Origin of the sequence: Alicycliphilus denitrificans K601, assembly GCF_000204645.1 — a bacterium.
GTDB lineage: Bacteria > Pseudomonadota > Gammaproteobacteria > Burkholderiales > Burkholderiaceae_C > Alicycliphilus > Alicycliphilus denitrificans.
In genome coordinates this window covers 764,913-779,957 of sequence record NC_015422.1, presented here as the reverse complement: position 1 = coordinate 779,957, position 15,045 = coordinate 764,913, and the positions used below count along the sequence as shown (strand labels likewise).

The 15,045-nt window shown below is 70.3% G+C and carries 11 protein-coding genes; 5 read left to right on the top strand and 6 right to left on the bottom strand.

Annotated elements, in window-relative coordinates; translation table 11 throughout:
• The 4 genes from fusA to ALIDE2_RS03680 form a co-directional block, all read right to left on the bottom strand.
• On the bottom strand, positions 1-2,055 hold the full coding sequence (gene fusA, locus ALIDE2_RS03695; RefSeq protein ID WP_013721447.1) for an elongation factor G: 2,055 nt from the start codon (positions 2,053-2,055) through the stop codon (positions 1-3).
• Between the two features lie 123 nt (positions 2,056-2,178).
• Positions 2,179-2,619, bottom strand: coding sequence for a hypothetical protein (locus ALIDE2_RS03690; protein ID WP_013517678.1), 441 nt, complete (start codon positions 2,617-2,619; stop codon positions 2,179-2,181).
• A gap of 140 nt (positions 2,620-2,759) precedes the next feature.
• Positions 2,760-3,248 carry a cyanophycin metabolism-associated DUF1854 family protein gene (locus tag ALIDE2_RS03685; protein ID WP_013517677.1) on the bottom strand — a complete coding sequence of 163 codons (489 nt, stop codon included), beginning with the start codon at positions 3,246-3,248 and terminating at the stop codon, positions 2,760-2,762.
• Positions 3,249-3,262: 14 nt separating this feature from the next.
• Positions 3,263-5,575, bottom strand: coding sequence for a cyanophycin metabolism-associated ABC transporter (locus ALIDE2_RS03680; protein WP_013721446.1), 2,313 nt, complete (start codon positions 5,573-5,575; stop codon positions 3,263-3,265).
• 249 nt (positions 5,576-5,824) lie between these two features.
• On the opposite strand from ALIDE2_RS03680, the gene ALIDE2_RS03675 reads away from it, so the two are divergent.
• The 3 genes from ALIDE2_RS03675 (at position 5,825) to ALIDE2_RS03665 (ending at position 11,147) form a co-directional block, all read left to right on the top strand.
• Complete coding sequence (locus tag ALIDE2_RS03675) at positions 5,825-8,005, top strand: cyanophycin synthetase (protein ID WP_013517675.1); 2,181 nt, start codon at positions 5,825-5,827, stop codon at positions 8,003-8,005.
• A gap of 71 nt (positions 8,006-8,076) precedes the next feature.
• Positions 8,077-10,668 carry a cyanophycin synthetase gene (gene cphA, locus ALIDE2_RS03670; RefSeq protein WP_013721445.1) on the top strand — a complete coding sequence of 864 codons (2,592 nt, stop codon included), beginning with the start codon at positions 8,077-8,079 and terminating at the stop codon, positions 10,666-10,668.
• Positions 10,665-11,147: a CreA family protein gene (locus tag ALIDE2_RS03665; protein ID WP_013721444.1), complete on the top strand. Its 483-nt coding sequence runs from the start codon at positions 10,665-10,667 to the stop codon at positions 11,145-11,147. Before cphA ends, ALIDE2_RS03665 begins: the two co-directional genes overlap by 4 nt.
• A 71-nt stretch (positions 11,148-11,218) precedes the next feature.
• Here the strand turns inward: ALIDE2_RS03665 and ALIDE2_RS03660 are convergent, their stop codons facing one another.
• Positions 11,219-11,890, bottom strand: a complete 672-nt coding sequence (locus tag ALIDE2_RS03660) for a DsbA family oxidoreductase (protein WP_013721443.1) — start codon at positions 11,888-11,890, stop codon at positions 11,219-11,221.
• 170 nt (positions 11,891-12,060) lie between these two features.
• Here ALIDE2_RS03660 and ALIDE2_RS03655 point away from each other — a divergent pair, with 170 nt between their 5' ends.
• The gene (locus ALIDE2_RS03655; protein WP_013517671.1) at positions 12,061-12,669 is read left to right on the top strand and encodes a M15 family metallopeptidase; all 609 of its coding nucleotides are present in this window, start codon (positions 12,061-12,063) and stop codon (positions 12,667-12,669) included.
• 11 nt (positions 12,670-12,680) lie between these two features.
• Positions 12,681-14,270 (top strand): esterase/lipase family protein, encoded by a 1,590-nt coding sequence (locus ALIDE2_RS03650; protein WP_013721442.1) that lies wholly within the window; start codon positions 12,681-12,683, stop codon positions 14,268-14,270.
• Here the strand turns inward: ALIDE2_RS03650 and ALIDE2_RS03645 are convergent.
• A complete protein-coding gene (locus ALIDE2_RS03645; protein ID WP_013721441.1) occupies positions 14,264-14,983 on the bottom strand; it encodes a ferredoxin--NADP reductase in 720 nt (239 codons plus the stop codon). The genes ALIDE2_RS03650 and ALIDE2_RS03645 overlap by 7 nt on opposite strands.
• Positions 14,984-15,045: the final 62 nt, after the last annotated feature.

The window sequence follows — 15,045 nt, the reverse complement described above, 5'->3', positions numbered from 1 at the left end:
TCACTCCTGCTCCTCCTTCGCCCGGTACTGCCCCGCCAGCTGCTGCTGCACCTGCGGCGGCACCGCCTCGTAGTGCGACAGCGCCAGGGTGTAGGCGCCCTGGCCGGCGGTGAGGGCGTTCAGGCGGTTCTGGTAGTCCAGCAGCTCGGCCATGGGTACCTGGGCGGTGATGGCGACCTGCCCCGGGCGCGGGGTGTCGGTGCCGCTCACGAGGCCGCGGCGCGAGGACAGATCGCCGGTGACGGCGCCGGTGGCGCCGTCGGGGACGGTGATGGTCAGGCGCGCGACGGGTTCCAGCACGGTGGGTGCGGCCTCGCGGATGGCGGCCTGCGCAGCCTTCTTGCCGGCGGTGACGAAGGCGACCTCCTTGCTGTCCACGGCGTGGCTCTTGCCGTCGTGCACGATGACGCGGATGTCCTGCACCGGGTAGCCGGCGATGACGCCCTCGGCCAGCGCCTCGCGCACGCCCTTCTCGACCGCGGGCATGAACTGGCCGGGGATGGCGCCGCCCTTGACCTGGTCGACGAACTCGAAGCCGGCGCCGCGCGGCAACGGTTCCACGCGCAGGTGCACCTCGCCGAACTGGCCGGCGCCGCCGCTCTGCTTCTTGTGGCGGTACTGCGCGGCCGCACCCTGGCCTATGGTCTCGCGGTAGGCGATGCGCGGCGGCCGGGTCTCGACCTCGAACTTGTAGCCCGCCTGCAGGCGCTCCAGCAGCATGCGCAGGTGCAGCTCGCCCAGGCCATAGACCACGGTTTCGTTGGTACTGGCCAGGTGTTCAAGCCGGAGGCAGGGGTCCTCGGCCACCAGCCTGCCCATGATTTCCCACAGACGCTGCTCGTCGCCGCGGCGCCTGGGGCGGATGGCGACGCCGTGCACCGGCACGGGAAACGGCAGGGGCCGCAGGTGGATGTGGTCGTCCTCGGCGGCGTCGTGCAGCACGGCGTCGTAGTGCAGCTCGTCGATCTTGCCGATCGTGCAGATGTCGCCCGGCCCGGCGCTCGGCACCTCCACATGGTCCTTGCCCTGCTGCAGGAACAGGTGGCCGACCTTGAAAGGCTTGCGCCCGTCGCCTATGAACAGCTGAGAGCTCGGCGTGATGGTGCCCTGGTGCACGCGCACAAAGGCCAGCTTGCCCACATAGGGGTCGATGCTGATCTTGAACACCTGGGCCAGCACATGCGCTGCCGGGTCGGGCCGGGCGTGGATCAGCTCGGCGCACTCGCCCTCGCCCTTGAAGAAGTCGGGCGGGTTGCCCTCGGCCGGGTTGGGCAGCAAGCGGGTGATGACGTCCAGCAGTTCGGGCACGCCGGCGCCGCTGCGCGCCGAGACGAAGCACACCGGGATCAGGTGGCCCTCGCGCAGCGCCTGCTCCAGCGGGGCGTGCAGCTCGCCGGCATCGATGTCGCCGTCATTGAGATAGCGCTCGACGAAGTCGCCATCCACATCCACCACCTGCTCTACCAGGGCGCGGTGCGCGTCGGCGACGCTGCCGAAGTCGCTGTGCCCCTCGCGGTTGAAGAAGCAGTCCACCACCCTGGTCGCGCCGGCATCGGGCAGGTTGAGCGGCAGGCATTCGGCGCCGAACGCGGCCTGTATGTCAACCAGCAGGGCGGCGAGCTGGACGCCCTCGGCGTCGATCTTGTTGACGACGATCAGGCGGTCCTGCCGGCGCTCGGCGGCGTAGTCCATCATGCGCCGCGCCATGGGCTCGATGCCGGTGGCGGCGTTGATGACGACGGCGCAGGTTTCCACCGCCTCCAGCGCCGGCAGGCTCTGGCCGATGAAGTCCGGCAGACCCGGCGCATCGACCAGGTGGATGCGGCAGCCGCCGTGCGCGAGGTGCATGACGGAGGACTGCAGCGAGTGCTGGGTCTTGATCTCCTGCGGGTCGTGGTCGCTCACGGTGCTGCCGCGCTCCACGCTGCCGACCGTACCTATGGCACCGCTGGCGTGCAGCAGGGCCTCGGCCAGCGTGGTCTTGCCGGCGGCGCTGGCACCCACCAGGGCCAGGGTGCGGATGTGCGCCACGGGGCTGGGGCTGACGGTCGTCATGGAGGTTTCCTCCGGTCATGGGCGTTGTCGTGCGCCCATGATGCCGCGCCGCAGTGCGCTTGAACAGTGCGTGCGCCCCGCCGGCCTGCGCCAGGGCCGGCTGCAAATGCCGATCAGCCGCGATTACAAGCCACCGGTGCGCTTGACCTTGGGGTCGGAATAGGTCGGCGACTGCCGGTCCTGCACCTGCTGGGCCAGGCGCTCCTGCAGCGTGGTCTTGTTGATGTCCTGCGCCAGCTCCACGGCGCTGCCGCTGGCGCGCCACATGGACTGTATGAGCTCCAGCAGTTGCTTGTAGATCGGCTCCTTGGGCGGTTCCTCGGCCTCCTTCGGCGCTTCCTTCCTGGCCTCGGCCAGGGTCCAGTCGCGGTTTTCCTCATCGGGCGCGGTGGGCTTGGTGGGCTCGCGCACGATGGCACCCTCGCCCAGCCGGTCCATGGACTCGACGGGGTTGGCCGGATTCACGGGCCGCACGGGCGCGGCTCCAGAGGCGCCCGTGGAATACAGATCGGCGCCCTGGGGACGCCATTGGGGAGGCGAACGGACTACGGGTGGCAATTGCATGGCAAGGGTCCCTCACGAATGGGCGACGGGCGGCAGGCGCGGCTACCACCTCGTCGTACATCCATTTCGGCAAACAAAGGGGGAACTAAAGGCTTTTTTCACCGATCGCCAGCAAACGCCCGCCGCCAAAGCGCCAGGCGCTATAGAAATCGTTCGAGCAGCTTGCGCGAGGCGCGGTCCAGCGCGGTGACGTCGGGCACGTGGAACTGCAGCCCGTCGCTGGCGGCGATGAGCAGCTTGGTGCGCCCGGCCAGGCGCCTGATGTCCTCCTCGCCCTTGAGCACCAGCTGCGCGGCACCGCGGTCGGTGTCCACCTCCCAGGTGCTGGGCGTGGAAAAGCTCGATACGCTGCGGATGCGCGTGATGGTGGGCACGAACTCACGCGCGGCGAATTCCTCTTCGATCAGCGCGCGCGCTGCGGCGGGCAGCGCATCCAGGCGCGGCACCCAGGCCAGTTCGTGGCCGTCGGGGCCGACGAGCGACAGGCCCTCCAGCGGCGCGGCGATGGGAAAGGCCCGCACGGGCGTGACGGCGACGGGCTCGGTGCCGCCCGCGAGGCGCAGCATCAGGCGGCCATGGGGGTTGCGCCACAGGTCCAGTGGGACAGGCGTGGTGGTAGTGGTGTTCATCGCGGTGTCCTCGGTCACTTGCCCGCCGGGTGGGCGCTGTGCTGGCGCGTGCTCTCGACGCGCACGCCGGCGGCCTCGGCGTCCTCCTCGGCGCGGCGCGCCTGGGCCTCGTACAGGCGCCAGTAGGCGCCCTGCTGCGCCATGAGCTCGTCGTGCGGGCCCACTTCGACGACCTCGCCGCGGTCCATGACCACGAGGCGGTCGGCCTTGCGCAGCGTGGACAGGCGGTGGGCGATGGCGATGGTGGTGCGGCCCTGCACGAGGTTGTCGAGCGCTTTCTGGATCTCCTTCTCGGTCTCGGTGTCCACGGCGGAGGTGGCTTCGTCCAGGATCAGGATGCGCGGGTCGATGAGCAGCGCGCGCGCGATGGAGATGCGCTGGCGCTCGCCGCCCGAGAGGCCCTGGCCGCGCTCGCCCACCAGGCTGTCGTAGCCGTGGGGCAGGCGCAGGATGAATTCGTGCGCATGCGCGGCGCGCGCGGCGGCCACGATCTCGTCGCGCGTGGCGTCGGGCCGGCCGTAGGCGATGTTCTCGGCGATGGTGCCGAAGAACAGGAAGGGCTCCTGCAGCACCAGGCCGATGTGGCGGCGGAAGTCGCTCACGGCCATGCGGCGGATGTCCACGCCATCGACCAGGATGGCGCCGTCGCTCACGTCGTAGAAGCGGCTGATGAGGTTCACCAGCGTGCTCTTGCCCGAGCCGCTGTGGCCCACGAGGCCGATCATCTCGCCGGGGCGGATGTCGAGCGACAGGTTCCTGATGACCGTGCGGCTGCCGTAGCGGAAGCCGATGTCGCGCATCTCGATCGCGCCCTCCACCTTGTTCACCCGCACGGGGTTGGCGGGGTCGGGCACGTTGCTCACGTGGTCCAGGATGTCGAAGATGCGCTTGGCACCGGCCGCAGCCTTCTGCGTGACGGAGACGATGCGGCTCATGGAGTCGAGCCGCGTGTAGAAGCGCCCGATGTAGGCGATGAAGGCCGCGAGCACGCCCACGGTGATCTGGTTCCTGGCCACGAGCCAGATGCCGAAGCCCCAGACCACGAGCAGGCCCACCTCGGTCATCAGCGACACGGTGGGCGCGAACAAGCTCCAGGTCTTGTTCAGGCGGTCGTTGACCTCCAGGTTGTGCTGGTTGGCGGCGCGAAAGCGCTGGGCCTCGCGCGATTCCTGGGCGAAGGCCTTGACCACGCGGATGCCGGGGATGGTGTCGGCCAGCACGTTGGTCACCTCGCTCCACACGCGGTCGATCTTCTCGAAGCCCGTGCGCAGGCGGTCGCGCACGTTGTGGATGAGCCAGGCGATGAAGGGCAGCGGCACCAGCGTGACCAGGGCCAGCCAGGGGTTGATGGAGAACAGGATCACCGAGGTCATCACGATCATGAGCACGTCGGTAGCGAAGTCGAGCGCGTTGAGCGAGAGGAAGACGTTGATGCGGTCGGTCTCGGAGCCTATGCGCGCCATCAGGTCGCCCGTGCGCTTGCTGCCGAAGTAGTCCAGCGACAGGCGCAGCAGGTGCTCGTAGGTGGTGGTGCGCAGGTCGGCGCCTATGCGCTCGGACACCAGCGCCAGGATGTAAGTGCGCGCCCACCCCAGCCCCCAGGCCAGCAGCGCCGCCAGCAGCAGCCCGCCCAGGTACAGCATGACCATGCCCGTGGGGATCTGCTGGCCGCTCTGGTAGGGGATCAGGATGTCATCCATGAGCGGAATGGTCATGTACGGCGGCACCAGCGACGCGGCGGTGGAGGCCAGCGTGAGCGCGAAGCCCGCGGCCAGCTGCTTCCTGTAGGGCCGCGCGAAGCGCCACAGGCGCAGCAGCACCCAGGTCGACGCCCGGGGCGGCTGCTGGCGCGCGCAGGCCGGGCATTCGTCGCTGTCGGGGGGCAGCGGCGTGCCGCACGCGGCGCAGCGCGGCGTGTCCTCCTCCTCGGGCGCAGCCACGGCCTGGGAGTTTTCCAGCAGCGCGAGCTGGCGCTCCAGGCGCTGCTGCAGGTGCAGCGCCTGGGGATGGCGCCCCAGCGTGAAGCGCCACAGCGCCAAGCGCCGGTCGGCGTCGTGCAGTTCCAGCGTGCCCACGCCGCCATGGTCCAGCATGCGCAGCGCCATGCCGGGCGCCAGCGGCCATTCCTGGGCCGCCGCATCGGTGCCCTGCGCCAGCAGGCGCCGGTCGGTCAGCACCAGCAGGCCGGGCGCGAAGCGCAGCCCGGGCGTCAGGTCAACCTCGAAGGCGGCCTGCACGTTTTCGTCGGAAGCGAGCGCTGCTCGCAGGCCGGCTCCAAAAGGGCCGGGCAAGACACCCAAGGCGTCCACAGAATGATGATGTTGCATTTTGTTTTGTATGTCCGTCCCCGCCGGGGCAGGGAGTTCGCGCGCGGGCCCACGGCCGTGGCCGGCATTGCCGGCCGGCGGGGGCCCGGCCACGGCGGCGTGGCGGTATTCCCCAGTAACGCGCGGCACCCGCCGGCGGCTGACACTGCCCTGGGCTGACGCGCCGCGTTCCCGGCGCACAATCCATTCCCGGGCGCGTCGCCCACCCGCCCCACCGCGCGGGCACCCGAATCCTCCACGCTGCATTTCATGGCCACATTCAAAGATATCCAACTGCTGCGCGCCACCTACCTGCGCGGCCCCAGTGTCTGGACCTACCGCCCCATCCTCGAAGTCTGGCTGGACCTGGGCGAGCTGGAGGACTACCCGTCCAACAAGCTGCCCGGCTTCAACGAGCGCCTGACCCGCTGGCTGCCCGACCTGGTGGAGCACACCTGTGGCGTGGGCGAACGCGGCGGCTTCATCCAGCGCCTGGAAGGCGGCACCTGGATGGGCCATGTGCTGGAGCACGTTGTCATCGAGCTGCTGAACCTCTCGGGCATGCCGGCCGAGTTCGGCCAGACGCGCGAGATCTCCAGGCGCGGCGTGTACCGCATGGTGTTCCGCTGCCCCGAGGAGGCCGTGGCGCGCGTGGCCCTGGACTGCGGCCACAGGCTCCTCATGGCGGCCATCAACGACCAGCCGTTCGACCTGAAGGCCGCCATCCACGCCATCAAGACGGCCATCAACGACCGCTACCTGGGCCCCAGCACCGGCTGCATCGTCGATGCGGCGAGCGAGCGCCGCATCCCCCACATCCGCCTGAACGACGGCAACCTGGTGCAGCTGGGCTACGGAGCGGCGCAGCGGCGCATCTGGACGGCCGAGAGCGACCAGACCAGCGCCATCGCCGAGGGCATTGCCCAGGACAAGGATTTCACCAAGCGCCTGCTGGCCGCCTGCGGCGTGCCCGTGCCCGAGGGCCGCATCGTCAAGAACGCCGAGGAGGCCTGGGAAGTGGCCCAGGAGATCGGCTTTCCCGTCACCGTGAAGCCGTCCGACGGCAACCACGCGCGCGGCGTGACGCTGGAGCTCTCGCGCGAGGCCGACATCAAGGCCGCCTTCGCGCTGGCCGAGCCCGAGGGCTCCGACGTCATCGTCGAGAAGTTCATCGATGGCATCGAACACCGCCTGCTGGTCGTGGGCGGCAAGGTGGTGGCCGCCACCAAGGGCGAGACCGTGAGCGTGCACGGCAACGGCCAGGCCACGCTGCGCGAGCTGGTCGCCGTGCTCAACCAGGACCCGCGCCGCGGCCCCGAGCAGGAGTACCCGCTGGACTGGATCAACCTGGAGGCGGGCGCCGTACAGCTGGAGCTCAAGCGCCAGAACGTCACGCCCGACAGCGTGATCCCCCAGGGCCAGAGCGTGCTGCTGCAGCGCAACGGCAACATGGCCATTGACTGCACCGACGACGTGCACCCCGACGTGGCGTACTACGCCCAGCTCGCGGCGAAGATCGTCGGCCTGGACATCGCCGGCATGGACATGATCCTGAAGGACGTGTCCCAACCCATGCAGGGCCAGGGTGCCATCCTCGAAGTCAACGCCGGCCCCGGCCTGCTCATGCACCTCAAGCCCACCAGCGGCGCGCCGCGCCCCGTGGGCATGGCCATCGCCGACCACCTGTTCCCGCGCGAGGACGGCCCCGGCGCGGGCCGCATCCCGCTCGTGGGCATCGTGGGCACGAGGCACAACGCCTTCATCGCGCGGCTGGTCGGCTGGCTGCTGCAGCTGTCGGGCAAGCTCACGGGCGTGGCCAGCAGCGAGGGCATGTTCCTGGCCAACCGCCGCACGCAGAAGAGCGACACCGCCAACTGGGCCGGCGCCCACCGCCTGCTGACCAACCGCCTGGCCCAGGCCGCCGTGATCCAGACCACGGCCCGCTCCATCCTGGAGGAGGGCCTGGCCTACGACCGCTGCCTGGTCGGCGTGGTGACGGACATGGACGGCTACGAGAGCCTGGCCGACCATGACGTGCTGGAGCAGGCCAAGATGACGCGTGTGCTGCGCACCCAGATCGACGTGGTGCTCGACGAAGGCGCGGGCGTGCTCAACGCCGACATCGCCCAGGTCGCGGAGCTCAGCGCCCTGTGCGACGGCGAGGTGCTGCTGTACTCCACCGCAGCGGACAACCCGGCCATCGCAGCCCACCGCGCGAATACGGAAAACGGTGGCGAAGGCCGCGCCGTGTTCGTGCGCGGCGAGCAGGTCATCCTGGCCACGGGCGCCGGCGAGCGTGCGCTGGGCACGCTGGCGGCGCTGAGCCTGGCGGGCGGCCAGCGGCCCGACACGCCGGCGCTGCTCGCGGCCATCGCCGCGGCTTGGTCCATGGACATTGCCCCCGATCTGATCGCCGCGGGCATCAAGACCTTCGAATACCCGGGCGCCTGACTCAGAAACGATAGCTGTTACCGCTTACCCCACAAGCGTTAGAGGCCAATTTGGCTCAATAAGAGAACACCATGCAGATCACCCGCATCCGCGCCCTGCGCGGCCCCAACCTCTGGACCCGCAGCACCGCCATGGAGGCCGTCGTGCACTGCGAGCCCCACGAGGGAGACTACCGCACCCTGCCCGGCTTCGAGGACCGCCTGCGCGCACGCTTCCCCAAGATCGGCGCGCTGCACCCCCACGGCGCCGACCAGCGCCTGTCGCTGGCCCATGTGCTGGAGGTGGCGGCCCTGTCGCTGCAGGCGCAGGCCGGCTGCCCCGTCACCTTCAGCCGCACGCACGAGACGGTGGAGCCAGGCACCAGCCAGGTGGTGGTCGAGTACACCGAGGAGGCCGTGGGCCGGCAGGCCATGGAGCAGGCCGAGGCGCTGGTGCGGGCCGCGCTGGACGACACCCCGTTCGACGCCGCCGCCGTGGTCGCCCGGCTGCGCGAGCTCGACGAAGACGAGCGCATCGGCCCCTCCACGGGCGCCATCGTCGATGCGGCCGTGGCGCGCGGAATCCCGTTCAGGCGCCTGACCAGCGGCTCGCTGGTGCAGCTGGGCTGGGGCTCGCAGGCGCGCCGCATCCAGGCCGCCGAGCTGGACGTGACCAGCGCCGTGGCCGAGTCCATCGCGCAGGACAAGGACCTGACCAAGCGCCTGCTGCACGCCGCCGGCGTGCCCGTGCCGCTGGGCCGCCCCGTGGCCGACGTTCATGATGCCTGGAAGGTGGCCGAGGAAGTGGGCCTGCCCGTGGTGGTCAAGCCCCAGGACGGCAACCAGGGCAAGGGCGTGACGGTGAACATCACCACGCGCGCGCAGCTGGAGGCAGCCTACGCCACGGCGCTCCAGTACGGCGACGAGGTGATGGTCGAGCGCTTCCTGCCCGGCCACGACTTCCGCCTGCTGGTGGTGGGCCACCAGCTCGTAGCCGCCGCGCGGCGCGAGCCGCCGCAGGTGCTGGGCGACGGCGTGCACACCATCCGCGAGCTGGTGGACATCGTGAACCAGGACCCGCGCCGCGGCAGCGGCCACGGCACGGCGCTGACCAAGATCCGGCTGGACGACATCGCCATCGCGCGCATCGCCGCCGAGGGGCTCGCGCCCGAGTCCGTGCCCGCGCAGGGCCAGCGCGTGGTGCTGCGCAACAACGCCAACCTCTCCACCGGCGGCAGCGCCACCGACGTGACCGACGACGTGCACCCCGAGGTGGCGGCGCGCGCCATCGAGGCGGCGCAGACCATCGGCCTGCACATCTGCGGCGTGGACGTGATCTGCGAGAGCATCCTGCACCCGCTGGAGGAGCAGAACGGCGGCATCGTCGAGGTGAACGCCGCCCCCGGCCTGCGCATGCACCTGGCGCCCTCGTTCGGCCGCCCGCGCAACGTGGGCGTGCCCATGGTGGACGCGCTGTTCCCGCCGGGGCAGGACGGGCGCATCCCGCTCGTGGCCGTCACCGGCACCAACGGCAAGACCACCACCACGCGCCTGATCGCGCACCTGTTCACCGCGCACGGCTGGCGCACCGCCATGACCAACACCGACGGCGTGTACGTCAACGGCCGCCAGATCGACAGCGGCGACTGCTCCGGCCCCAGGAGCGCGCGCAACGCCCTGGCCCACCCCGAGGCCGACGCCGCCGTGCTCGAATGCGCGCGCGGCGGCCTGCTGCGCGAGGGCCTGGGCTTCGACCGCTGCCAGGTGGCCGTGGTCACCAACGTGGGCGAGGGCGACCACCTGGGCCTGAACTTCATCCACACGGTGGAGGACGTGGCAGTGCTCAAGCGCGTCATCGTGCAGAACGTGGCGCAGGACGGCTACGCCGTGCTCAACGCCGCCGACCCGCACGTGGCCGCCATGGCGACGAGCTGCCCCGGCAAGGTGATCTTCTTCGCCGCCGACCGCCACCACCCCGTCATGGCCACGCACCGCGCGCAGGGCAACCGCGTGGTCTACGTGGACGAGGGCCACATCGTCGCCGCCGAGGGCTCGTGGCGCGAAAGCGTCCCGCTGCGCGAGATCCCGATCACGCGCGGCGGCGCCATCGGCTTCCAGGTCGAGAACGCCATGGCCGCCATCGCGGCCACTTGGGGCCTGGGCCTGCCATGGCAGACCATCCGCCGGGGCCTGGCCGGCTTCGTGAACGACAGCGACAACGCGCCCGGCCGCTTCAACGTCATGGACTACCGCGGCGCCACGCTGATCGCCGACTACGGCCACAACCCCGACGCCATCCGCGCGCTGGTGCAGGCCGTGGACGCCATCCCGGCCAAGCAGCGCAGCGTGGTCATCAGCGGCGCGGGCGACCGGCGCGACCAGGACATCATCGAGCAGACCCGGACCCTGGGCGCCGCGTTCGACGACGTGGTCCTGTACCAGGACGCCTGCCAGCGCGGCCGCGCCGACGGCGAGGTGCTGGCCCTGCTCAAGCAGGGCCTGGAGGGCGCGCCGCGCACCCGCTACGTGACCGAGATCCATGGCGAATTCGTCGCCATCGACCATGCGCTGGAGCGCCTGCAGCCGGGCGACCTGTGCCTGGTGCTGGTGGACCAGGTGGAAGAGGCCCTGGCCCACCTGCGGCGCCGCTGCGGCGAGGCGGCTGGCACGGCGGGGGCGGCATGAGGACGCTGCGCGCCACCTGCATGGCCGCCGCGGCCCTGCTCGCGGCCGGCACGTGCGCGGCGCAGCCCGACAAGATCGGCACGGTGGACACGGCCTTCCAGTGGATCGGCCGCGACCACGACATCGTCGTCGAGGCCTATGACGACCCGCTCGTGCAGGGCGTGACCTGCTACGTCTCGCGCGCGCGCACCGGCGGCATCAAGGGCACGCTGGGCCTGGCCGAGGACCGAGCCGAGGCCTCAATCGCCTGCCGCCAGGTGGGCCCCATCGCGTTCGCCCAGCCGCTGAAAGCCCAGCAGGAAGTGTTCAGCGAGCGCATGTCCCTGCTGTTCAAGCGCCTGCGCGTGGTGCGCATGGTGGACGCCAAGCGCAACACCCTCGTCTACCTGAGCTATTCCGACAAGCTCATCGACGGCTCGCCGCAGAACAGCGTCACGGCCGTGCCCGTAGACCGGGCCACGCCGATTCCGCTGAAATAGGCCACTTCAAGCCAAAACGACCTGCAGCGTCCATCCACAAAGCGCTAGCAGCTATTAATACAAGAGCAAATTCACACCCGCTGCGCCGCGATCCGGCGCAGCGCCTGCTCGAACACCTCGACCGGCTGGCCGCCCTGGATCAGGTGGCGCCCATCGACGATCACGGCCGGCACCGAGTGGATGCCGCGCTCCTGGTAGAAGGCCTCGCGCTCGCGTACGGCGTCGGCGTATTCGCCCGACTCCAGCACCGCGCGGGCGCGGGCCTCGTCCAGCCCCGCCTCGCGCACCAGGCGCAGCAGCACGGCGGGGTCGGAGGGGTTCTCGGCATCGGTGAAGTAGCTCTTGAACAGCGCCTGCTTGAACGCCAGCTGCTGGCCGGCGGCGCCCTGCTCGCCCAGCCAGTGCAGCAGGCGGTGCGCGTCGAAGGTGTTGTAGATGCGCGTGCGCCGCGGGCTGAACACCACGCCCAGCGCGGCGCCGCGCGCGGCGATCTGCTGCTGCGTCTGGCGCAGCTGCTCGGGCGCGGCGCCGTACTTGGCGGCAAGGTGCTCCAACAGGTCCTCGCCCCCGGGCCCCATGCCGGGGTTGAGCTCGAAGGGCTGGAAATGCCAGTCGAGCAGCACCTGGCCCGACAGCCGCGCAGCCGCCTGCGTGAGCGCGGCCAGGCCGATGGCGCACCAGGGGCAGGCCACGTCGGAGACGAAGTCGATCTTCAGGGTGATGGGGGCGGCGGGGGTCGTCATGTGTGCTCCGGCGGCGGGCCGGCGTGCCGGCCCGGGGGTGGATGGGTCGATCCGCGCCATTGTCGCGCAGCGGCCCCCTCCACCGCCGCGCAACAACCACTTGACACCGCATCCCGCCGGTACTCTGATAAGGCCCTGCATGCCGCAAGCGGCACCCCCAGGAGGACACCATGCGCATCGAAGAGATGATTGCCGCCGTCCAGGCCCGGCTGGGCATCGAGGTCGACGGGAAGGCGGGCCCCCAGACCTGGGGCGCCATCTACGAACGCCTGGTTGGCAAGAAGATCGATGGCCAGGCCCCGGAGCAGGCCATCGCGCCGGTGGACCCGCGCAGCGAGAAGGTCATCGCCACGCTGCTGCCGCAGGTGCAGCCCATGGCCCGGGCGCTGGTGCAGAAGGCGGCCGCCTCGGGCATCGCCATCCGCGTCATCAGCGGCCTGCGGACCTACGAGGAGCAGGACGCGCTCTACGCCCAAGGCCGCACCGCCCCGGGCAGCGTGGTCACCAACGCCAGGGGCGGCTACTCCAACCACAACTTCGGCATCGCATTCGACATCGGCGTGTTCGAGGGCAACCGCTACCTGGGCGACTCGCCGAAGTACAAGGCCGTCGGCGTGCTGGGCATGGACCTGGGCCTGGAGTGGGGCGGCAACTGGAAGACCATCGTCGACCAGCCCCACTACCAGCTGCGCCCCGCCTGGGCCGCAGACCTGAGCGAGCGGCAGATGCTGGCCGAGATGCGCGCGCGGCACGCATCGGGAAGCCCCGTCTTCGCGTAGGGAGCACCGCCATGGCCAGCCCGCATGCCCCCTTCTTCCCCATCATCTACGTGCGCGGCTACGCCATGACCGAGCGGGAGCAGGACGAGACCACGGCCGACCCGTTCTGCGGCTTCAACCTCGGCTCCACGGTGTACCGCGCCACGCCGGACAAGACCAAGCCCGCCAAGAAGTTCGTCTTCGAATCCCCCGTGCTGCGGCTGATGTCCGACTTCGGCTATGCCGACGTCTACGACAACGGCCTGGACATCCTGGACGGCGAATGGGAGGGCAGCCTTTCCCTGCGCTCGATCGTCATCTACCGCTACTACGAGCAGGCGTCGGCGCTGCTGGGCAGCGGCAAGACGCCGGACATCTCGCAATTCGCCCGGGGCCTGAGCGACCTGGTCCTGCGCGTGCGCGACCTGGCCTGCGCCAACCCGGACAACCGGCTGGCGCCCGAGGACTTCCGCTGCCACCTCGTCGCGCACTCCATGGGCGGCCTGGTCTGCCGGGCGTTCCTGCAGAACCCCGACCTGGGCGACGACCAGGCCCGCGCCAGCGTGGACAAGGTCTTCACCTACGCCACGCCGCACAACGGCATCGACGTCGCCGGCATCAACGTGCCCGAGTGGCTCGGCGCCGCGGACATGAACAACTTCAACCGCGAGAACATGGCCAGGTACCTGAAGCTGGAGGCGCTGTACAAGAAGACCCAGCGCGTGGACTGGCTGCCCGAGGAGGTCTTCCCGTCCGAGCGCTTCTTCTGCATGATCGGCACCAACCGCGCGGACTACGGCGTGGCCCTGGGCCTGTCGCGTACCTTCGCCGGGCACGGCAGCGACGGGCTGGTGCGCATAGAGAACGCCTCGGTCTGGGGCGTGAACGCCAGGGGCAAGTTCTCCGCCCCCTGCGCCACCGCCTACACCTACCGCTCGCACTCGGGCTACTTCGGCATCGTCAACAGCGAGGAGGCCTACCAGAACCTCACGCGCTTCCTGTTCGGCGACGTGCGCGTGGACATCTGGGTGGACATCGACTCGGTGCAGCTGCCGCCCGAGATCCAGGGCAAGGCGGTCAACGCGCTCTACCAGTTCGAGCTGCTGGCCTCGCCCCGGGGCAAGCGCTGGTACCTGACGCGCAGGATGGCCGAGGAGGACTCCGTGGCCTGCCGCAGCCACCAGGATCTGGTCGACCCGGCGAAGAAGGACGCCAGGAGCATCTACCTCTCCACCGTCTTCCTGGCCAACCGCGCCCGCGTGAACCCCGCGCGCCCCTCGCTGGCCTACGGCATGACGCTGGGCGTGCGCGTGCCCGACTACGAGGTGGACCGCAAGTTCTGGGCTGACACGCACTACGAGGGCGGCTACCTGTTCCGCGACACCGTGATCGTCGAGATGGTGCCGCCCCAGACGCCCGGAGACGCGTGGACGACCCGCTTCGGCTGGCAGAGCGACAACGTGGGCCACGCCACCGAGTCCCTGGCGTACAGGACGCTCAAGACCGGCAAGCAGGTGATGACGATCGCCTTCGGCAACGACAACGCGCCCGGCATCGCCGGCCGGGTGCGCTTCGTGGTCTCGGCGTGGAACGCGGCGGCCGATGGTCAAGAGGTTCAGTAGCCGTAGAACTCCTCGCTGCGCACGTCGTCCTCGTCCACGCCCGCATCGTCGACCAGGGTGCCGCGCATGGCCTCGACCAAGGCGGGCGGGCCCGACACGTAGAAGATGGGCGCGGGCAGCCCCTCGATGGCGCGCCGCACGAAGGCGCCGTCGATGTAGCCCGTGGCGCCGTCCCATGCCTGCTGCGAACGCGCCATGCCGGTCATGGTGGCCACGAGGCGGAACTTCGGATGGCGCTGCGCCAGTGCCTGCAGCTCGGCGAGAAAAGCCGCGTCCTCGGGGCGGCGGTTGGAGTACAGCAGCACCAGGCTCTGTTCGGAATGCTGCTCGGCGGCGTTGCGCAGCATGCTCATGAACGGCGTGATGCCGATGCCGCCTGCGACCAGCACGCCCGCGCGCTCGGCCTTCTTGTGCAGGATGAGCGAGCCGAACGGGCCGTCGATGTCCAGGCTGGCGCCCAGCGGCAATGCGGCCAGGGCACGCTTGAAGGCGCTGTCCCGCATGCGCGTGGCGAACACCAGCTCGGCCTCGTGCGGCGCGCTGACGATGGAGAACGCGTGGCGCCCCTCCTCGCCCTCCGCGCCGCCGGGCAGGATCACCTCCATCGCCTGGCCGGGGCGGAACTCGAACCCGGCGGGCTTCTCCAGGTGAAAGGCCATCGTGCCCTCTGCCACGGGCTGCCTGGCCTGGAGTTTGACGGTGTAGGTAGCCATGGTGCGTCCTCTCATCGGTGCCGTAGATGGCCGCCATGTTCCACCATCGGCCCGCGGCGCGC